Origin of the sequence: Bacteroides celer, from assembly GCF_002632415.2 — a bacterium.
GTDB lineage: Bacteria > Bacteroidota > Bacteroidia > Bacteroidales > Bacteroidaceae > Bacteroides.
Map to the genome: position 1 here is coordinate 3,700,642 of NZ_CP178209.1, position 21,960 is coordinate 3,722,601.

Genomic DNA, 21,960 nt, shown 5'->3' on the forward strand with positions numbered 1-21,960 from the left:
ATTTATATGTTAACGGAACAATTTCCAATCTATTTTTTTGCCACAATGACTACAATATATTTGGTCCATAAAAATAGATGCACCACATTCACAGACTTTGGCATCGCCTTCATTCTTCAATTTTCTCATCAGCTCATTATGAAGAGCCGTATCGCCCTGTTTGATAATACTATACCCCAGCTTTTTCATCAGCTTGATCGTATCAAACGCCATACGTCGATCATATTCTTTTTCCGAATAAGGAAGCATGGAATAAGGCACCATGTCCGGAGTCTCTTTCTTCTCGTCATCCCTCTGCGGTCCATAAGTCCATCCCTCTTCCTGACGCTGGTCGGCCCAGACTTCATGCACATTTTCAGCAATGGCTTCACGCAATTCAATCAAATCAGTGCTCAATTCAACATCTTCCAGATCAATGGGCCGCGGATTATAATCCAGATCAGGCACTTTCACCCTCGCAAGATATGCTTTTGCATCATTCCATGCCGCAATAAAGTGATCCTTGGGATAGGCCGTACTTTCCTCTCCTGTTGCAGGATCATAAAGCGTCACTTCCTCTTCATTTACGTCAAGCACTACTGCTGCATGATAAGCAATTTCCTCCTCGCTATTTTCCGGCAACCGGCAACTATTTACCACAACAATCGCATCATGTCCGGCCTTGAGGGCACGTATGACACTGTCAATACTGGAACCATAACTGCGCATCACAATCAATCCGCGTTGTTCGAGCAGGCAGCCTACACTATGCAAAGGAGTTCCCCTCTCCCTCAACCAACTGTTATTCCTGGCCTCCTCCGAGAGTTCGTCCGAATTATATTCAATCTTTCTACGTTTCAAAATAAACTGTTCACACTGGAAATCACAAAGATTACCTTCCGATTTGGCTGCCATCCGCGCCATTGGCAGGAAGTCCGTTTCTTCATCATCAGCTCCCATCATGGCATCCAACTGTTGAGACAAGATAAATTCCTCTTGCAAACTTTCATCAGTCGCCAGATATTCAAGTACCAAAGCTGTTTCTTCAGCATTCGTCTTACCTTCTTCAAAAGCAGCCAACAATTCTTCGGTTATCATATTTTTATCTTTTGTTTTCATACTTCTTCTTATCATTCATAGCTAAGTGAGCCAATGCTGCCAGCGCACGCTTTTTAATATTGTACAGATTAGCAACAGTTATTCCCATAGATAATGCTAAAAATTCAGGTTCGACCTCTTTGAGTACTAATTCCCTGATGACCATCACATACCGCTTATTCGACATCAGATCGAACAAACGTTCCAAATCAATCTTTGCGGCTATTTTCGATTCAGAGTCGTCTATTTCTTCTTCATGATTCTGCTCATAAAGAGGCTCTTTACTCTCGTCTTCTATCATCTGTTCACGTTTTTTCCGGGAACAGAAAAAACGAATTGCCACAATCTTAATCCATGTTCCAATGGTGCTACGTCCCTCAAAATTACGAAGAACGGCAGCATCATTCTTCATTAGATGATAGTAGAGTTCGCTGATACATTCATCGTAATCAACCTAGTAATCAAATATCAGCTTAATTACATTGATAAACAACGGACGATATTTTATGTTGAAAAACCAATCGGTGATTTTTTCATCCCGATTGATTAATCCGTCGACTATTTCCTGATCTGTCATATAGTTAGTTCTTTTTCAATCTAAAACTTAGCTCAACCACACACTGGTCATAAGGGATGGTTTCCGGATATTTACTTCTTAAAATATCATTATCGACGATGCATTTATGCTTCTTCTGCTGAAAGTCTTTATCTCCGTCACACGTTACAAATCCTTGCAGTTCCATACATGCATTCCAACGCAAATGTTCGCACTTACTCAAATTATCAAATAATGTACTGGAAACAACGTCACAAACCTTAGAATAGTTCAATGTATGGGCATCACGCTGCGTCAGCTCAACCATCTCTTTCAATCTTTCCTTATTATCTTTGCCATCCTCTCCCATGGCCCCAGCTAAAAACTTTTTGGTATCGATATGCCATACATTAGCCCTATCCTGCTCTTCCTGATAAGCCAATTTAATTTGTGCATTCAAGCTATGCTTGTCCTGCAATGCCTCTCTACGCGCATTCCATTCTTCTTCCGCTGTTTGCTTCAGGCTTTCCTTCGCTTTCTTCTTCTCTTCAATTTCCTTCTCATTCGTTTCAGGCATTGCGTCAATCATAATTTTCTGATATGCATAATAAAATTCCTTTGCCAATACTTCAAGCACATCTGTCGATACCACATCGTACGAGAATATTTCTTCCTGCGCTCCAAAAGTTATGATTACATCCCGGGTATTGCCATAAATATTAAAATACTCTTTTATTTGCTTCAGCTGAATGGTGTTGCAACTTCCATTGACACGCAGATAAATCCTAAAATCATTGAAACAATCCTTTCTATATCGATAGGCATATTCGTAGAGATCAATCGCCAATGCCATCCCTTCATTATCATTTCCTATAGCAATTACAATATAGTTTAGATCATGAATGATTTCAGAGAGCTTTTCCCAAAAACGTTCGGAATGGATAGACATTTCTTCACACCATTCCAACTCATTTTTCCTCTCCTTCAAGGCAGGTGCTTTCATTAAAAAATCACCTTTCAATTCATCCATATGTTCATCAACCACATATATTTTTTGAGGGTTCCTATTGCCATTTACATCGATCAATGCCCCAAACTCATATAGAAAACGAAATGCATCACGTCCTGTTTCTCCAAAGCCAATAATCATCGACGTAAAAGGTTTCTTTACACAAGCCTTCGATGTATTGACATCTACAAAATTCACGGGGTGATTCCTCACATTCTTTTTTAATTGCAATACAGCAAGATTAGACGAGTCGATGATATGAATCTGATGTTTCAACCCATCACATATTTCCAACTTCTGGTTCTGGTTGTTCTTACGCGCATGGCAATAAATCTGAACCTGATTATGGACTCTGTCTTCTTTACATTTCGCTATTTCCTTAAAAACAGACACCGCCTCCAGATTCAGTTCTTCATTGGGAGACAAGAAATAGAAAGTTGCCTGCGGGTACTTCTTGATTAGGTTTCCCAATCTCCTCAATCCGAGATATTTGTATAAATCAAATTCCGATTTGACTTTATCTATAACCCGGCCTGTGATTTCAAATTTAGAGTTAACCAGTATGCCGTCAAGCTCTTCTATCTTTTCTATAAATTTTTCAGTTCCGTCATGAGACGAATTAAAGAAATGACTGAATGTGAACCGGCCATGAGAACTGCTTTCATTAGCAGAAAGCAACCTCACGAAAATGAACTTACAATTCTCCCATCCTTCTTCATTCTTCCCCTTTGGCTCTGCCGCTTTTTTTCTTATACTGTTAGCCAGCAATATCGCATTATCATTGACACCCCAGAAAATAAACAGCCGGCATTTCTTCTTTCTTGAAAGATTCGCCATACATAACCGCACCCATGAGATAAATCTGAATCCTAACAGTTTGATGATAAAAACCGCACTCACTATAACGGCCAGGAAATGTATCACAGAAAATATCGTCATGTAGAAAGGATCATGATGCAGATCTTCAGGAACCTCCAAAAGATCGGAATGCGAAGCGAACATTTCCATAGAAGACAGAGCAGACCTAAACGCCAACGCTATCGAATTACTGTCACTCCCTCCCTCATTAAAAGCATACCAATATATCAGGAAACCTGCAATAAATACCGTACCTGCAATCCATTTCAGGTTATCCACTAAGAATTTCCGTTTCTTAAAAAGCAGGTATACTAAACCTATCCCGATAATGATTAACAAAAGGGTAGAATATCCCCATTGATTTAAAAAACAAGGGTCTGTCGCGTGCTGTGCATTGCATTCACCAGTTTGAGAGATTACTGTGCTTAACATATACATATTCGATAGATTGATTATTTATTCTACAAATTTATACAAAATATTGAATAACAAACAGATTAGTAACAAAAAACCTCCTGCAAAACGAATTTTGCAAGAGGCTTTCTTATTTCTTCTTTAATAAGATTATTCAGCTTTTTCTTTATTCTCCTCCGCTGGAGCTTCTGCAGGTGCGGGAGCATCCTCCACCGGCTTGTCAACTTTCACCTCTTCTCTTGAAACGTTTACAGTCACATTTACAGAAGCAGGCTGTGCCTGATATGGCATACGGTTTTTCGGATCTGCTCCGTAAGGATTAGGACCTACCGTACCATCTGCAAACAACATATACAATGCAAAAATCCAACCAATGATAGGCACACAGCACAACAAAATCAGCCAACCGGATTTGTTTAAGTCGTGCAGACGTTTCACACCCTGTGCCAAAGAGAACCAGATGGAAGCAATCATAGCAGCAAGACCGATCAATAAACCAAATACTGATCCTCCGGCCGATCCGCTGGCAGCACCCAAAACAAATGTACCTACACCTAGCGCCCATGCAATACTGGAAACTATACCACCGATAATACCCGACAGGAAATATTCAATTCTACGAATACGCCCGTCAAAAGAGAAAGGAGCTTTGAACATAATTTATTAAATTTATATGAATAAATAAGTGAGTTTTTATCCGTGTTTCTCAATATGAAAGCAAAGATATAAAAAAAATTAAATAAAGAAAGAAATCGGGCAAAAAGATTGAAAAATGCCCTATTTTCTGTAGAAATCACAATTTCACTCCATCCCAATGTATTACTACCACCCACTCTTTCGGCTGACAAGTTCCGTAAGAACGGTGCGGAACCGTAGCAACCACCAAATCACAATGGGAAGATAGTACAATTCGCAACTCCTTCAGCAACATATCCATCTGAATAATCAAATGAAGATATTTCGTCATACACCGAATCACCCGTACATACTGATAAATGCACATATCCTCTCCCCGCCTTATCTCCCCTAATGTTTTAGGAGAGATAGCGAATTCGCTTATGAAAAAACTGTTACTGAAAATACGATCCATATCCATTAAAGCCAATACCAAATTGCTTAAGAACTCATAAGGTTCCTGTTTTTCTTTTGCCATGTCATTCTATGATTAATAATTTATAATTTTTCAGTTTTTTATTTGCTTTATCAAGTGCTATCCACATAGGGAAGCAACCTTATTCTTAATATCTCGACCTTTGTTCACGTTATCTGATAGTCAGGTAGCTCAATCTTACAAAAAACAATTTTATATGAAAGTCTTAGAAGAAATCAAAGTCTCGGTTTACGAAAATGTGTATTCAAAAAAGCCCCAAGTCATGTCTTTCCTTGAAGTCATTATTATGTGCATTCATCCGATCTATGCCTCCATCATAAACGCTATTCGGCGGTACCATGCAGAAGGAGACCATGCCGCAGCACAGAAGCTGAAAAACCAACTCCCCTGCTTCACTCCGGCAGGCACATTCGACGGAGCGCACGCTATCAAAAACTTTCTTCTCCCCAGCCATATTGTCGGACTTGATTACGATCATGTAAAAGATCGTCTTCAAGTCATCCAACGTTGTGCGGCAGATCCCCACACAGTAGCGGCAATAGAAAGCCCTACCGACGGAGTGAAAGTTTTCGCCTATGTAGAAGGTATCGAAAACCGCCATCGTGAAGGGCAGCAACTAGTGAGCCGCTACTACAATCAACTGCTGGGATTGGAGAGTGACCCGGCATGCAAGGACGAAAGTCGCATGTGTTATTTCAGTTATTCCCCCAACGGATATGTTGCGGCGCTCTATCAGGCATTTGTGTTGGAGCCACTTATAAAAGAAGAAACAAACACTTTCTCTGAGAATGAAGTGCTTCCTCCCTTTCCCCTTCAGGATAATACTCCAGAAAACGTGTCTGAAGAAGGAATCGCCCAATTTATTTCGTCCTATATTTTCTTTCATCCGCTAACAGCCGGTCAGCGCCATTCCAACGTCTTCAAACTTGCCTGCGAAGCCTGCCGCCGACACTATCCCCAGAAAAGCATATTACGCGAACTTACTGTATTTTTCGAGCACACGGATTTTCGTCCCGAAGAACTAACAAAGGTTTTATCGTCTGGATATAAACAAGTTAATGAACATGCACCCGCTTCCTCTCCGGCCAGCGCCCCTTCTTTTCAAAAGGACATAAGGACAAAAAGACAATATAGTACTGCAGAAAATTCCGATACCGACGACGAAGCCTATTGGCTGGGAGAAGAATTCCGAAAAGGAACTCCTTTATTTCCCCGCAGTTTGTACAATAATCTTCCCGACCTATTAAATGACTGTATCATTGAAGACGGAAGCGAACGCGAACAAGATGTCGCTCTCCTTTCCGATCTCACGGCCTTGAGCGCAGCACTTCCGCAGACTTTCGGAATTTATAATCATAAAAAATACTCCACGCATATATTCAGTGTCATACTTTCGCCTGCCGCCAGTGGTAAAAGCATCGCCCAAACCGGACGATACCTGTTGGAAGAAATACATTCAGAAATCCTGTCTACCAGTGAATCTATGATGAAAAACTACCAAACTGTACATAATAACTGGCAATCAGAATATCAAAAACAGAAAAAGAAAGGAGAAGCATGCTCCGAAGAACCGCAACGACCTCCTTTCAAAATGCTATTCATTCCTGCTACTACCAGCTATACCCGCATGCAAATGCAGATGCAGGACAACGGTCCACAGGGAAGCATCATTTTCGACACGGAGGCACAAACGCTATCCACAGCCAATCATCTGGATTGTGGCAATTTCGACGATATGCTCCGCAAGGCTTTTGAGCACGAAAATATAGATTCTTCCTACAAAGCCAACGGCCTCATTCCGATCTATATACGCCATCCTAAATTGGCTTTACTGCTGACGGGTACTCCCGGACAAATAGACGGCCTATTGAGCAGCTACGAAAACGGATTGCCCAGCCGCACCCTGATTTACACTTTCCGCGAAGCTCCGCACTGGAAAGAAATGGGCGACGACTGCGTCTCACTGGAAGATTCTTTCAAACCGATTGCGCATCGTGTCTCCGAATTATATCACTTCTGTCTGGCTCATCCGGTTCTTTTTCATTTCAACCGCCTGCAATGGAACCGTCTGAATGAGATTTTCTCACGTATGCTGTCCGAGGTGGCATTGGAAGGCAACGATGACCTCCAAGCTGTAGTGAAACGCTATGCTTTTCTGGTGATGCGTATCAGTATGATCCAGACCCGTATCCGGCAATTTGAGGCAACCGATCTTTCTCCCGAGATTTATTGCACGGACGCTGATTTTGAGCGTTCTCTTCAAATCGTTCTATGTTGTTACGAACATAGCCGGCTGTTGCACTCATCCATGCCGTCTCCTTCGGTCCGTCCACTGAAGAATCCAGACACTATTCGTAATTTCGTTCAAGAGTTGCCCGACAGTTTCACGACAGACGAAGCGATTCAGATTGGCGCAAAATACGATTTCAACCATCGTAAGGTAACACGTCTGCTAAAATCGCTTAATGGAGTAAAGATCAATAAGATATCTCATGGTTCTTATACCAAGATGGATGAGCAATAGTCACATCTGTCCTTTTTGTCCTTTTGTCCTTTTGAAGGGTCCGGAAAAACATCGGGAGATTTGAAAAAAACATCTCAATGATTGAAATCAAACATTGGGAAATTTCGATACAAATCTCCCGATGTTTTTTCTTTTTATCTGTGCGCCTGTGTGCGTCATTATGCGTCATGCCGCTTTCCCGATGTAGTACTTTTGTCATGTAATCGATTACAAGGCAATTAGACAATTAAAAATTAATGATTTAAAATTAAAAGTTATGGCACAGAATTACACTCTCATGGCTCGTAAGAACCTGTTGAAACCTAGTGAAACTCCGAAATTTTATGCAGTGGCGCGTAGCGGTCGTAAAGTGACGGTCAAGGAAGTTTGTAAACGTATCACTGAACGCTCTTCTTATTCCAAAGGGGAACTGGAAGGTTGTATCGGTGAGTTTTTGCTCGAAATCGTCAATGTACTGGAGGAAGGAAATATCGTCCAGATGGGTGACCTGGGTAATTTCCGTATGAGTATCAAGACCGGTACTCCTACCGATACGGCAAAGGAATTCAAGGCATCGTGCATTGATAAGGGCAAAGTGCTCTTTTATCCGGGTAGTGATCTCCGCAAGTTGTGTAAGACGTTGGATTATACACTATATAAGAGTGATTCTTCCACTGATTTGGATAAAGATCCGCTTCCTGATGATGGCGGTGATGATAATCAGGGAGGTTCCGGCAGCGGGGAAGCTCCGGACCCGGCAGCATAATCAACCGGTTGTTGACTGGTTCTTGAGTTCATAATGTATCAGTAGTATTTATTCTTTAATTCAAATTTATATGAAAAAGCAACTTTGGAAAAACATTCTCCAGTTTATCGTAACTATCGCGACTTCGATCATTTCGGCTATCGGTGTAACGTCCTGCGTGGGACATTAATCTCCTGCTGACCGATATGGAAAATTCAGAAGAAAACTATCTCCCACGTGAGATTAAGTTGTTGGTGATTCATTGCAGCGCGACGCGCTGCAATGTTTCCTTCACCGTAGAGCAGCTTCGACAATGTCACCTGCAACGAGGTTTCAAGGATATAGGGTATCATTTTTACATCACCCGTAATGGAGAACTTCACCATTGTCGCCCGGTATCGGAGCCCGGTGCGCATGTGCGAGGTTTCAACCGGCATAGTATTGGAATTTGCTATGAAGGTGGGTTGGATGAAGAAGGTCGTCCGACGGATACGAGAACACAGGCGCAGCGCTTCGCGCTACTTGACTTGTTGACGATTCTCAAACATCAATATCCGGATGCGCAAATCCTGGGACATTATCAACTTAGTGCTTCGATTCATAAGGCTTGTCCCTGTTTTGACAGTCGAAAAGAGTATATGAATATATAAAAAGAACTACGGGAGCTCGCGAAAGTGCAGTCTCCCGTAGTTCTTTTTTATGTTTATATCATTTATAGTTCTCCCGGCTTTCCCAAGTAATAGGTAATAAGCCGTACTTCTCTCACAGAAAATGCCTTTGTCTTCGGATGAAAGTCAGTAGATAGTATCTCATTCATCAGCGGCTTGCATCTCCGCATCCACCTCCGGAGTTTATTGACTGAAGCACGAATCGTCAAATCAGGAAAATACATCTGGGCTAACTCTTGTTTATTATAACATTTCACTACAAAGTCTGAATGTTCCATCGTTTCTTTATTACTGTTTTCTATGCTATAAAGTTACAAATATTTCAACATATAAACAAAGAAAACTGATATTATTATCCAGTATAATGAGAGTAAAAAATATCAACGATCTTCACAGACGGTTGATATAGTGGGAAATTCACATCGGCTTTAACCTCCGATGTCAGGGCGTAGATCAGAAATGTACCGTCGTACGATTTCCAATCCACAATGTAGGAGAATCATGCCTTTACAGCATGAAGCTAGGGACCTACATTTTTTTCATCTCACATACGAAACACTCACGTGTTTATTACATCTCAACATTTTATTTTATATACAAACATCTAATTATTAACACAACTAGCTCTGTAAAAACTTCTATGAAATTCCAATAACACACTGATGTAATAATCATTAGAGTTATTCATTTTACAATGAATGTTTACACTCTTTACACATATTCCACATAAATAACAAGTTGCCTATGATATATCTTTTCCACATTCTACGTGGTTCTTTCAATAACCGATAACACCACTCCAGCGAGTTCCGCTGCCACCACATAGGAGCACGTTTTACTGTTCCGGCATAAAAAACAAAAACAGCACCAATCGTACCACAATGGCAATGAATCTGTAATTTGTTCCAATGAGTATATATCCATTTCTCTTGTTTTGGAGCAGTCATACCTATCCATAGCAAATCAGGGTTAGCTTTATTGATAGCAGTTATAATTGCATTATTTTCCTCTTCATTAAATTCTGATTTATAAGGAGGAGAATAAGTTTCTACTTCAATATTAGGAAAATCCCCTTTACTCCGTTGCTTTATCATTGATAATACCTTTTCACTACTACCCATAAAAAAACACTTTCCACCGCTATGGTTTAGTTTTTCCATCTCAAACATGAATAAATCCCAACCAGTAATGCGTTCTTTCGGCTTAGATTTCGCATTTAACCAACGACAAGCTTTGACAATACTTGCACCATCTGGAATTAATACATCACCTTGTCGCAAGGCTTTGGCAAAGAGCAAGTCTTGCTGTGCGGTGTTATAAGAATGAGCATTGATAGTATTAATCAGCAGTTTACCAGATGGCAAAAAGGTTAACCCTTGACGGTTTTCTACCAAAGGTAAGTTTTTCAAATTCAAGAACATTGTATATTGCAGTTTTATCTCTATAATATTAATTATATATGAGAAAGATTCTGAGACAAAATTTCGACCATTCAATGCTCAAAGCACTGTCGAGTAAATTCACTATAGATTTTTTATAACCTGTATCTCCCAATGTAGTTCTTAATTCCACATCATCTAATAATTTAACTATGCAATATCAGCTAATGAAACAAAAATTTTCTTTTCACAAATCAGATCACTCCATTCTCACAAGATCTAGTATTCCTCCTTCATCTGTTGAGATAATAGGTAGCTTATAAACATATATATTTTAGGAACATATTCATACTAACCTGCCTATATCAGACAAATCACCAGCTGTTGCTAGATTTATATAATAACAGTCAAAAGAAGAATCTATAAGTTTACTTTTGAGGATACATCTTCCTACTATGGTCGTGCATAGGAAGAAAAACTCTATTTTTCATTATCTACCACTATCATTTGGTTTATGATCTTCAAATATTCTTTAGTTATAATGGACCATCTAAACTTATCTCGCATTCGAAAGTTTCTTTCGCCATTTTTCTGAATTAGTATAGTTTTTTTGGATAACTCAAGCAATATTGACGTTAACTCCTTTTGTGTTTTAAAATAAAAGCCACCGTCTTTATTTTGAATAATATCTAAAACAACACCTACCCTCGTCGTTATAATATTAAGCCCTAAGACAAATGGTTCTGCAATACATTACCCGAACGTTTCACTACTGCTTGCAATAACAGCCGTGTTACTCTTTCTATAATATGTTAGTATCTCCTTTTTTGAACAATATCCAGGGAATAAGACCTGTTGATCGCAATCTAAATCCTTACATAAATTTTTCATCTTTTGTAATAGTTCACCACTTCCAGGTAAAATCAATATAGACTTCATATCATGAGTAATGTTTCGGTATTCTGCAAATGCTCTTATTACTGTATCCTGATTTTTCCCTATCCGAAATTGGGCCGGATATATTAATCTCAAACTATCTATAAGTAACGGTTGATAAGAACCCACAAAGAAATTCTCATCAATTCCTAAAGGTATTATTGAAATTTTATAAGACAACCAATGAAAACTATTTTTCAATGATGTACACATGCATATAACTTTATCCACAAAAAATGTTAAGAGAAAAGTCAAGAGAAATCGAGCTATACAGGATTTAAATCTCTCATTATTCCTATATGCATGGATCGTATATATCATTTTAAACTTTCTACGCACACATAAAACATACTTCACATACATAATAAGTGCCAGTTCCCAATTTGTTTGAATGTGTACAACGTCTATAGATTGCTCTTCAATAATCTGTTTAAGTTGAATTGCATTCTTCTTAAAAGATTGATGTTCTACTAAACCTGGTAATATATAATTAGGAATCAATAAAGAATTAATTTTCTCAATCAAACCAGGCTCCTGTTCCTTTGTACTTAATATAGCACATACTTTCTTATGTTGTTTGTGCAATGCAATTAATTGATCTATTAATAAAGCCGAATTACCAAGTCCGCTTTCTACAAAAAAAAGAATATTCATAGAATTAAATATATTTATTCACATCTCTGCTATCTAATACATAAATAAAAACAGCTAAATACGAAAGAACTAAAGGGCTCGTATACGCATGCCCACCATAAAAGGCATGCCCTATAAAACAAAGAAAAGCTATTATGAACCAATAATCTAGTATATTATGGCACTTAATAAAATTCCGTATACATGCAATCAACTTTTTTATAGGAAGTAGTAAAACGGGGATAGAAAAAAGGAGTCCAAATTGACCTATTAAATCTAAAGGATCAACTTCAGCAGCTTTCGGTTCTCCCAAATATAGCTGGTGTTGGTTTTCCATTAAATAAAAATTTCCTCTACCAAAGCACCAATCAAAAACATTAAAGTTAGTAATCGTTTTAATCGATGCATCTATCAAATATCTTCTCCCTGAAGCCTCCAAAAAGATTGCACCAATATCTTCATATTTCCTTGAGAGGTAAGAATCTTCTTGAATAACCGATATGACATTAACTAGTGCATAATTTGATATAACTAAGACCCCAAATAAAGTTATCAGTTTTATTTTATAAGAGCTTTTATAATCCTCAAATTTAACAAGTAAGATACTTAAAGCAAAAAAAAGTAGTATAAAAGCGGTTCCAAAATAGCAAGTTATGCTACCCACTAAGCAAGAGCCAATAGACATCAATATTAATGCAACAAAGTAAAATACATTTCCCGTTTTTTGGAATGAATAGCATGCTAAAATATTTAGCAAAAGTATAGTTAATCCAACATCATTCATTGCTACAAAAAAACCTTTTGTACCAAAAGTGTTTTCTGTATAAGCAGCATAGCCCGCACCTGTTATAAAACAATAAACTAAAATAATGGCTGCCAATACCCCATATAAAATCGCAGCCTTTACAACGATCTCACGATCATTAAAATAACGATTTTTGAGTATGATACTTAAAACAAAATAGAAGTTCATTATTTTCACTAGCGCCATGAAAACACCATTGGAATAAGCACCTATAAGAATATGATATATTAATAAAGCAATACTTGATAGAATTAAAGTTTTAATATAATTGGAATATTTAGTACGAAATAGATAGATAGCTGAAAATAGAATAATTATTCCACGATAAAGAATACCTATAAAACTCTCACTGGTACCATCCGTACCTCTCAGATAGCCATTAATTATATCAATGACTACAGGGAAAGATAGCAATAGAAAGGGAAATACTTTTTTTAATTTAAGAACCAACATATGCTATAAAAAAAACTCAGGAGCATCTTTTTTCAACTTTTCAACAGAAGGTAGTAATTCTATTTTATTATTCACATTCAATGAGATATTTGAAAAAATAGATTTACCTAATCTCATATTATTTTTTATGACATCAATATCAATTTCACCTTGATTATTAATAATATCTTTTGAATGACAGTCTAAAGTATGCGCATAAGATTTCAACTTATTCACAACAAAGGCCTCATCTCCTAACCATGAATGATGATATCCCTTTATCCCTTCCAAGCACTTCACCTTATTTAATAGTTTAGACTGTTCTCCCATTTTTCTTAGATAATCAGAATCATTATAAAAGTTCTCTCTTAAATATTTTCCTTTTACTATAAAAATTCGATAGGAATAATGAGCAGGACCACTCCAATTGGAACAAAACAAATTAAAATAAAACATCGTGAAATGTATTTTAATAGTGATTACCCCATAATGATTAACCGCATCAATTATCTCATCAGCATATTTACTATCTATTATCTCATCCATATCAGATAAAATTAGTATATCATCATCCTTATAGCTACTATTCCAAAGCGAATAATTACGAGATACACCATCATTATACCAAGCTGTATCCCTTACCATCTTATTCATCCACCGACTAATTGGATGAATAAAAAAATGAGGAATATATTTACGTGGCTTTTTATATAACTTTAAAGCATCCATTTGATGATAATGAACTTTCTCACAATCATTTTGAAACACGTAGTCATGACTTGTATATTTGAATGATTTATCAAATTCAGTTATATGAATTTCATCAACCCACTTACTTGCCTCTGCGATATTTATATCTGCCACTAAATTTTCATTATAAAATGGGCAGCATAGAATAATTTTACTCATAAAAGAATCACTTTAGTTTAATATTTTCCTATAAAAACACATAAATATTTAGTATAGATTAACCGCCCAACAAAACTATAAATATCTACATATTACAATCTTCATTTAGCGAACATCTTCTATATTCCTCTATTATTGATTATTTTCCTTAAATCCCAATACACCCAAACAATAAATAATCCCCACATAAATATTAGATTTAATATCATTAATTCAATCCCATACTGTTGAACGACCCACGGTATTACTATAAGAACATAAACAAACATAATAGAATATCCATAAACAATTGCATTCAACTTATTGGTTGCATTTTGTAATAATGAAACATTATCAAAAACAATTCTTATTGAAAACAAAATTCCGACTAACACAAACATAGCCACATTTGACTTAAACTCATTCCCAGCAATAAATTCCATAAAGAAATCTCCTAAAATAGAAACTAGAATTACAACAAAAGAAAAGAAAGTAATTGTTATACATACAGACTTTTTCAACAAGCTCCAACACCAATCATAATTATGCTTTTGAAAAGCAGAAGCAAGTTCACTCCATAATGGATTAAATGCACTCTGATATATACCACCAAAAAATGAAAAAATTTTCTGCACAACATTTATATTAGCTGCTACCCCCAAACCTACCATAGAGCCTGCATAAATTGTTAATACATTTTGTAGAAAGCTACTAAAAAGCTGTACACTCAAAAATTTAACACCTATAGTTAACATTTCTCTTATCTTATGATAACAATCCCTCCAATTAAAAGAATAAGTAAACCATCTTCGCTTATAAACAAAGTAAAGTGTACCCAATAATGAAATCAATAAATTAGATGTAAAATAAGCAACAGCAACATATGTAATATGAATTTTATTAATAGACAAACATAAAACCATCATAAATGCAACTATTGACTTCACCGAATTCACTATAGAATAAAGTTTTGACTCCCCAAACGAAAAAAACAAAGGGATTCCCATACCAAATGGTATGTTAAAAAGAAAAATAAACTGTATTATTAAAAATATTGATCTTCCTTGTTGCCTTAAATACTCATTATCCGTTTTAAATAAATGTTCAAATGGAATATAACTTGATATTGATAATAAAATAATCGACAAAAAGATGGCCAAACACATAAAAAAAATCAAAGCTGAGTAGAAATACTGTTTAGAAGTGGCGAGACCTTTGGAGCCATTCAGGATTTCTCGACTTATTATATTTCTCAGAACATTAACAACACCAAAATCGCCTGTTACAATAACAGCAGCAATAGATGTTACACTTGCCCAAAGTCCATATTCCTCTTGCCTATAAAAATTCAACAAGACAAAAATAAGCAAAAACTGTAAAACACTACCAATAATGGAAGATGCCACTACCCAAGAGACACCTTTAAACAAAATATTATATCTACTATACATAAAATATGCAAGCATCCTATTCGAACGCAAATTGCTAAATTCACCTACCTTTTTACATTAAAAAAGATTTGAATAATCTTAATTAATTCAATAAAACTCAAAATAGATTCCCGTAATCAGTGTATTCACACATAAAATCTACAACTATATTTTACACAACAGTAGGACTTCAAGCTATAAAAAAAACACAATAACTTTCTATTACTAATCAACTTATAGCACAATATTAAATTGCCAAGCTATTATCTGAATGATTTTATCTTTTATCGAATACTGCATAGGAGAAATTATCTCATTACAATATTCTTTTTTACAAAAAGAATATTGTTCTATACTCTCTACTATATTTGATATAATACAAAACATATTATATTTATTCAGAACTAAATTTCTTGACTCAATGATTGAATTTACAGAATCTTCATATTTTGAAGACAAAAGAGCTGTTTTTAGTTGATGAATAGCTACTTCAAAATTGTTTATATCAATAGTATCCATTGAGTCATCTGAAAAATATTCATTTATATTTGTGCATCCAAAATAAATAGGATAACATCCAGCTAAGAAACAGTCTGCTAATTTCTCCGTCCAATAATTAGGATAAGAACAATTTTCTATTACAATAGAATATTTATAACGTGAAAGAACATTCCATTTATCAGATATTGATTGATACCCATTTCCATATACATCCACCAAATCTGGATACTCTTTTAAAACCCGTTCCACAAAACGCACCCTATCTCGATGTCCTTTTGTAAATGTCTTATCGGAAGTTATCAAGCAAATTTTATTTAAACGAGAATTCAAGTTATCATTTTTCTGAAAATCAAGATAGGTTAAATATTCGTTACTACTACACTGATGTGTATTTTCACGCAAATGACATCCAACCATCCATGGTAATAATGGAATAGATAGTTCCATTGAACCATCAGCTACTTTCTTTTGGTGACAACCATACACTCTTCCAAACTGCTTCAAAAATTTACTATTATATTTTTTCACATAAGGAGGCTCTCCTAGAAAAATTATTCTTTGAGTTTTAGAAAGAGTCGTTTCAATTTCTTCTTTTAAGCTATCAATTACGACAATATAGTCATAGTCATCTACTTCGGAGAAAACAAATTCGCAATTCCCCCATACAGTTTTAGCAGGATTTGGGAATTGTCTTTGTAATGGAATATTAAAAGGAGCAGGAATATAAACCTTTATCATTTTGTGTAAAACTTCAACAAACGCAAAATATATTTAGGAAAATAATTGAATAAAGAGTATTTATAAAATAGAAAGAGTGCCTTCTTTTTATATGGGACATCCCCAGTCTTCAATTGTAAATCACGCAAATAATTATAAATATTAAAAATTCGCATGTCTAATAACAAGCTTTGATCTTCTACTTGAGTTGAAAAAAATTTAATTAAAGACAAGTATTGAATAAACTCATGATGTTGACTATCTTGACTTGGAGATATAAAATAATACATATAACATTGAGGTAGGTATACTACTCCTCCTTTATTTGCAATAGCAGAAATAAAGGAGCAATCACAATATTTTCCTCCTTTGAGCCAATCCATTTTAGCCCCAATAATTTTTGATCTTCTATACATAAAAGAAGGGAAAGGAGCGATATTACCAATAGCATATTGTCTTACAACACTTCCGCTATTTTCCATTTTTTTTATATTTTTGGAAACAAACATTTTCTTCTTTGTATTCTTCCCATTAATATTCAAATATCCACTACACCCTACTGCACTGATTTCATCATGAGTGAATAAATATTCATATAATGCATTTACCATATTAGGTAACATCTCATCATCATCATGAAATAACATAAAATATTCACTAGTATTAGTTGCTAATATATAATTAAAATGAGCAACTAAACCTGATGAACATTCCTCTCCCCTTCTGATATAGCTTATCCTGGCATCATTATTTATGATATTTTTCAACAGACTTAATGTATCTTCATTATCCGAATTATCTGATATAACTATCTTCAAATTTGGAAAATTTTGTCGTCTAACTGAATTTAAAGATCGTAACACCTCATTTGGTCTATTGTGTGTTAGAATATACACGCAAACATCTTTACTCATTCCAATCATTATTTTATTAATTCAACATACGTCCAATCTGTACGTTACCTATTCACAGTTCACTCATTATCAAATATTTACACACTTAATACAAGCAAATATTGCTAATTATTTCCTTAAACATAGTAAGCATCATTTTTTAATTGGTACATCCTTTTATATAAACAGTTAAATAGGCCTTCATTAATTGGTGAAATGAGAAGACGTCGGAATTAAACGCTTACAGCTGTTAATTTAAGAATTACTAAACACTCGTTTTCGGACAAACTTATATATCCAACCAGGAAATAAAAATATAAATATTAGCGTCCATAGCTTTCTACTAATAGTAGATTGACTTTTCAACATATCTTTGTATATAGGACGATATTCACTTTTAAATATAGATGTTTGAGACATGATAGAGAAAAACTCTCTATTTCTATTCCCCTGAGAACTCCAAAGCTCTCGCGCTGATTTTATCAATCCCCACTTCTCAAAATCCGCATACATATTAGGTATCCCAATAAATCGATAATAGGGAGATCTACTCATCCATGGACGATTATAAGGTTTTCGTTGAATACATAGAGGGTATGGTATATAGCATATTTTATCAAACATAAAACCATGTAATATTTTACCCAAAAACTCGTAACCAAAATGAGAAGAAGTTATTACCTTTCCTCGATTACGTTTCCAAAGATCATTCTTAAATATAAATGAAGATAGAAAAGTTATATCAAGGGCATGTTCTACTAAAAAATCATTGATTGTATTAAAGAATTCAATCGAACAACTGGTATTTCTATCATTTACCAATAGTTTATTAATACAATCAATATTATCATCATAACCGACCAATCGATTATAATGAACTAATCCCATATCTGAATACTCTTTTACTATCTTTAATAAAACATCTAATAGATAAGGGGCAGGAATGTCATCATCTCCCCACATCAAAATATACTTGCCATTTGCTAAATCATTTGCTCTGGATATACTATATCCGACATCAACATGTTCTGCAAAATTAACAAAACCGACATTTTTATTTTTAAGGTTATATTTCTCCAAAAAGGAGTCAGTTCCATCCGTTGAAGCATTATTACATACACAGAAACTAATATCATTCGCGTTACGATTTACTTGATCAAGAAAACAGTCTAGAGTCAATTTTAAGTATTCTTTCCTATTAAACGTAGGAAGTACTATTGAAATTAGTTTATCATACATGTTTCAAACTTAATATTTATCAATTACATCAACAATACTGATATTTGCCTCAAAACCTATAGCTTCACGGAGTTTCTTGCCATTAAGAGCCAAATATTTCATGGTGGCATCATTACGTTGTACAATTCCAAAGCAATCAGATGGTATTTTTTTACCCATAGAACAGTGAATCTTTGATACAATTTCTCTAACAGTTACAGTTTCCTTACCCTCAATATTATATACTCCAGATGGGAGATTCTTCTCCACGGCAAGACCGATCACGCGTGGAACTTCACTCACATAGATATATTGTCTCGTTTGGTCTCCTGCCGTAAAAGACAGTTTCTCACCATTACGTATTGAATATATAGTGTAAGGAATCAGACGCTTCGGGTTTTCGCCTTCACCATAAATAGTCGGGATATAGAAATGCCAATGTGTGAAGTTGTGCTTGTATGAAGCAACGAAACTGCTCAACATACGCTTGCTGACAGTGTAATCATTCGGTGCAACACATATAGATGAGAGAAGATCTTCTTCTGTGAAGTATCTCTCATCGCACGTCTCACCCATCTCAAATACACTGCCAAAAGTCACAAATCGACCTTCATAGTCCAATTCCTTCAGTTTGTTACAAATAGCAACAGGAACCGTTACATTGAGGGTATATATAAGATTATAGTCTTCATTTAAGTTTGATTGAATGCCTGCACCAATGGCATAGATAATAATGTCACTCGTTAACAATCTGTTATAATTGAGGTCAGTATCCATCAAATTCACCTTATAGAAATTGTCGTACTTATGGCCAACAGGTTCATCAAGTCCATACATGTCCATATCCCATCCTTGCAGATTGCTGTATCGAGCTATGGCAGTAGAGAGAAAGCCATTTGTTCCTAATATAGATATTTTCATATTATCCTATAAATTTATTAATTTCCTCTATGCACAATGCATAGACATCCTCATTCTTATATCGCTTATACCAATCCACGACAAGTTCTATACACTGCTGCATGTCCATGCGAGGCTTCCATTCAAGACGAATCTTTGCCTTATTGATATTGAGCATAAGAAGCTTAGCTTCATGAAGGGCATTGGGATCTGAAAGGTCACGTAGTTTATTAGCTATAAGTCCAAATGAAACCTCACCGCCATAGTATTTTTTTACTATTTCAGTAGCAACTTCCCATACAGTGCAAACAGACTCTGAATCGGGACCAAAATTCCATCCCTCATTATATTCAGTCGGATGTTCCCACATCTTTTGGGCAAGCATCATATAACCAGAAAGTGGTTCAAGCACATGCTCCCAAGGACGAACTGCTTTAGGAGAACGAATGTCTATTATATTATTTGCCTCCAATGCACGAATGCAGTCAGGAATGATACGGTCTTTTGCCCAATCCCCACCACCAATCACGTTACCTGCACGAACAGAAGCGATGGACACAGTGTGTTTCTTGCCATAATCTGCTTGATTGAAGAATGAGCGTCTCCAGGACTGGATAGCCACCTCACATGCACCCTTTGAAGAACTATATGGATCGTATCCCCCAAACGGACTGGTTTCAACATAACCCTCTTTCTGCTCATTATTGTCGTAACACTTGTCAGTTGTAACCATTATTTCCACTTTCACACTCTTAGTGGCACGAATAGCTTCCATTATATGAATAGTACCCATGACATTTACTTCATAGGTCTCTACTGGAATATCGTAAGAGAGACGAACAAGTGGTTGAGCAGCCAAATGAAAAACTATCTCTGGCTGATATTTAGCAAAGACTTCTTTCATCAATTCTCTATCCCGAATATCTCCACGCAAATCAGCTTTAATCTTCTTTCCGATTCCGGATAAGACATAATTATCCCGTTCAGAAAATGGATCTAGGGCTATACCAATAACTTCAGCTCCTAGTTCATGCAACCAAATGCTCAACCATGCCCCTTTGAATCCAGTATGCCCTGTTACAAGGACTCGTTTACCTTTATAGAAATTCTTAAATATATCGATCATAATTGATAAATAATAGTATCGGAAGGGTTATAAGCAAGATCAGTGTAAGCCAACACTATAAAATTGCTATCACTTAGATTTTCAAATATATGTGCCACATTATTAGGAACAAATACCGAAATAGGATTTTCAAGAGACATCACTACTTCCATCTTTTCATGTGTCTCGACATCTTCAAGCTTCAGCATGGCTTTACCTTCAATAACAGTAAACCATTCTATCGCCTTTGGATGATAGTGTCCACCTTTCGCTTGCCCTTTCGTCCCCATAGTGAGATAAACTTCTCCTGTATGAGAAGGTATGTTTTCTTCCGTGCCAGTAATCACTTTCAAAAACCACCCTCTTTCATCCTCAACAAAGTGACGAGGAATAATCTTTATTCTATCTTGTAGCATCCTATTTTACCATTTTTTCCAAGGAGCCTTCCCTAAAGCGAGAAGTTCCTCAAGCATTTCCATTTCACGTTTATTATCCATACACTGCCAAAAACCTTTGTGGCGATAAGACATTAATTCACCTTCTTCCGCAAGTTTAACAAGAGATTCACGTTCAAACACTGTAGAATCGTTTTCGATATAATCAAAGATTTTCGAGTTTAGTACCATGTACCCAGCATTAATAGAAGCTCCATCAGAGATTTCTTTCTCACGAAAAGCTTTTACTGCATTATTACCACCTATATTGAGTACCCCCTTCTCCTGTTTCAAAAAAACTGAAGTTAAACTTGCTATTTTCCCATGTTTTTTATGAAACTCCAATAATTTTTGAATATCTACATCACAAACACCATCTCCATAAGTCATAAAGAATGGTTCATTTCCAATATATTTTTGAATCCGTTTAATACGCCCACCTGTCATGATATTAAGACCCGTATCAACCACCGTTACTTTCCATGATTCACAGTGATTCTCATGAATAGTTATTTCATTTTTTTTCTCTGTATAGTCAAATGTAATATCACTATTATGAAGAAAATAGTTGGCAAACCATTCTTTTATGTACTGCTGGCGATAACCAGCACAAATTATAAACTCAGTAAATCCATAGTAGGCATATTCTTTCATAATATGCCATAAAATAGGCTTACCACCAATCTCAATCATAGGCTTGGGCTTGAATTGAGATTCTTCTGAAATACGTGTACCGAACCCTCCAGCAAGAAGAACAACTTTCATATAT

The 21,960-nt window shown here is 36.0% G+C and carries 23 protein-coding genes; 4 read left to right on the forward strand and 19 right to left on the reverse strand.

Translation table 11 applies throughout. The features are described from left to right. Window positions 1-9 precede the first annotated feature (9 nt). From CJF29_RS15060 to CJF29_RS15085, 6 genes are all read right to left on the reverse strand, one after another. Complete coding sequence (locus tag CJF29_RS15060; protein ID WP_074559006.1) at window positions 10-1,077, reverse strand: RyR domain-containing protein; 1,068 nt, start codon at window positions 1,075-1,077, stop codon at window positions 10-12. A gap of 4 nt (window positions 1,078-1,081) precedes the next feature. Continuing rightward, complete coding sequence (locus CJF29_RS15065) at window positions 1,082-1,489, reverse strand: sigma-70 family RNA polymerase sigma factor (RefSeq protein WP_229092132.1); 408 nt, start codon at window positions 1,487-1,489, stop codon at window positions 1,082-1,084. A gap of 42 nt (window positions 1,490-1,531) precedes the next feature. Further along, complete coding sequence (locus CJF29_RS15070) at window positions 1,532-1,654, reverse strand: hypothetical protein (protein ID WP_255299427.1); 123 nt, start codon at window positions 1,652-1,654, stop codon at window positions 1,532-1,534. 4 nt (window positions 1,655-1,658) lie between these two features. Continuing rightward, on the reverse strand, window positions 1,659-3,917 hold the full coding sequence (locus tag CJF29_RS15075) for a hypothetical protein (RefSeq protein ID WP_074638585.1): 2,259 nt from the start codon (window positions 3,915-3,917) through the stop codon (window positions 1,659-1,661). Between the two features lie 126 nt (window positions 3,918-4,043). Next, window positions 4,044-4,550 (reverse strand): DUF805 domain-containing protein, encoded by a 507-nt coding sequence (locus tag CJF29_RS15080; RefSeq protein WP_004296635.1) that lies wholly within the window; start codon window positions 4,548-4,550, stop codon window positions 4,044-4,046. 136 nt (window positions 4,551-4,686) lie between these two features. Further along, complete coding sequence (locus CJF29_RS15085) at window positions 4,687-5,046, reverse strand: hypothetical protein (RefSeq protein WP_032843698.1); 360 nt, start codon at window positions 5,044-5,046, stop codon at window positions 4,687-4,689. 154 nt (window positions 5,047-5,200) lie between these two features. Between CJF29_RS15085 and CJF29_RS15090 the strand changes: the two genes are divergently transcribed. The 4 genes from CJF29_RS15090 (at window position 5,201) to CJF29_RS15105 (ending at window position 8,902) form a co-directional block, all read left to right on the forward strand. Continuing rightward, entirely contained in the window at window positions 5,201-7,528 is a 2,328-nt protein-coding gene (locus CJF29_RS15090) for a DUF3987 domain-containing protein (protein ID WP_099147354.1), read from the forward strand. A gap of 256 nt (window positions 7,529-7,784) precedes the next feature. Continuing rightward, window positions 7,785-8,273 carry an HU family DNA-binding protein gene (locus CJF29_RS15095; RefSeq protein ID WP_004303900.1) on the forward strand — a complete coding sequence of 163 codons (489 nt, stop codon included), beginning with the start codon at window positions 7,785-7,787 and terminating at the stop codon, window positions 8,271-8,273. A 70-nt stretch (window positions 8,274-8,343) separates the two neighbouring features. Continuing rightward, window positions 8,344-8,442: a smalltalk protein gene (locus tag CJF29_RS15100; RefSeq protein WP_004303901.1), complete on the forward strand. Its 99-nt coding sequence runs from the start codon at window positions 8,344-8,346 to the stop codon at window positions 8,440-8,442. Between the two features lie 16 nt (window positions 8,443-8,458). After that, entirely contained in the window at window positions 8,459-8,902 is a 444-nt protein-coding gene (locus CJF29_RS15105; protein ID WP_004303902.1) for an N-acetylmuramoyl-L-alanine amidase, read from the forward strand. Window positions 8,903-8,964: 62 nt separating this feature from the next. Here the strand turns inward: CJF29_RS15105 and CJF29_RS15110 are convergent, their stop codons facing one another. The 13 genes from CJF29_RS15110 to rfbF form a co-directional block, all read right to left on the reverse strand. Then, window positions 8,965-9,198 (reverse strand): DUF4248 domain-containing protein, encoded by a 234-nt coding sequence (locus tag CJF29_RS15110; protein ID WP_004296628.1) that lies wholly within the window; start codon window positions 9,196-9,198, stop codon window positions 8,965-8,967. Between the two features lie 411 nt (window positions 9,199-9,609). Beyond that, on the reverse strand, window positions 9,610-10,341 hold the full coding sequence (locus tag CJF29_RS15115; RefSeq protein WP_099147355.1) for a WecB/TagA/CpsF family glycosyltransferase: 732 nt from the start codon (window positions 10,339-10,341) through the stop codon (window positions 9,610-9,612). 711 nt (window positions 10,342-11,052) lie between these two features. Beyond that, a complete protein-coding gene (locus CJF29_RS15120; protein WP_099147356.1) occupies window positions 11,053-11,889 on the reverse strand; it encodes a glycosyltransferase family 4 protein in 837 nt (278 codons plus the stop codon). Between the two features lie 4 nt (window positions 11,890-11,893). Next, a complete protein-coding gene (locus tag CJF29_RS15125; protein WP_099147357.1) occupies window positions 11,894-13,126 on the reverse strand; it encodes an O-antigen ligase family protein in 1,233 nt (410 codons plus the stop codon). A 3-nt stretch (window positions 13,127-13,129) separates the two neighbouring features. Continuing rightward, entirely contained in the window at window positions 13,130-14,014 is an 885-nt protein-coding gene (locus CJF29_RS15130) for a hypothetical protein (RefSeq protein ID WP_099147358.1), read from the reverse strand. A 119-nt stretch (window positions 14,015-14,133) separates the two neighbouring features. Further along, complete coding sequence (locus tag CJF29_RS15135) at window positions 14,134-15,444, reverse strand: lipopolysaccharide biosynthesis protein (RefSeq protein ID WP_176553177.1); 1,311 nt, start codon at window positions 15,442-15,444, stop codon at window positions 14,134-14,136. Window positions 15,445-15,657: 213 nt separating this feature from the next. Beyond that, window positions 15,658-16,662, reverse strand: coding sequence for a glycosyltransferase family 10 domain-containing protein (locus CJF29_RS15140; protein WP_099147360.1), 1,005 nt, complete (start codon window positions 16,660-16,662; stop codon window positions 15,658-15,660). Further along, window positions 16,659-17,564 (reverse strand): glycosyltransferase family 2 protein, encoded by a 906-nt coding sequence (locus CJF29_RS15145; protein WP_413544497.1) that lies wholly within the window; start codon window positions 17,562-17,564, stop codon window positions 16,659-16,661. Before CJF29_RS15145 ends, CJF29_RS15140 begins: the two co-directional genes overlap by 4 nt. A gap of 225 nt (window positions 17,565-17,789) precedes the next feature. Next, complete coding sequence (locus tag CJF29_RS15150) at window positions 17,790-18,773, reverse strand: glycosyltransferase family 2 protein (protein ID WP_099147361.1); 984 nt, start codon at window positions 18,771-18,773, stop codon at window positions 17,790-17,792. Window positions 18,774-18,782: 9 nt separating this feature from the next. Continuing rightward, window positions 18,783-19,673: an NAD-dependent epimerase/dehydratase family protein gene (locus CJF29_RS15155; protein ID WP_099147362.1), complete on the reverse strand. Its 891-nt coding sequence runs from the start codon at window positions 19,671-19,673 to the stop codon at window positions 18,783-18,785. A gap of 1 nt (window position 19,674) precedes the next feature. Next, on the reverse strand, window positions 19,675-20,778 hold the full coding sequence (rfbG, locus tag CJF29_RS15160; RefSeq protein WP_099147363.1) for a CDP-glucose 4,6-dehydratase: 1,104 nt from the start codon (window positions 20,776-20,778) through the stop codon (window positions 19,675-19,677). Then, window positions 20,775-21,173, reverse strand: a complete 399-nt coding sequence (locus CJF29_RS15165) for a WxcM-like domain-containing protein (protein ID WP_099147364.1) — start codon at window positions 21,171-21,173, stop codon at window positions 20,775-20,777. Before CJF29_RS15165 ends, rfbG begins: the two co-directional genes overlap by 4 nt. A gap of 6 nt (window positions 21,174-21,179) precedes the next feature. Continuing rightward, the gene (gene rfbF / locus CJF29_RS15170; protein WP_099147365.1) at window positions 21,180-21,956 is read right to left on the reverse strand and encodes a glucose-1-phosphate cytidylyltransferase; all 777 of its coding nucleotides are present in this window, start codon (window positions 21,954-21,956) and stop codon (window positions 21,180-21,182) included. Window positions 21,957-21,960: the final 4 nt, after the last annotated feature.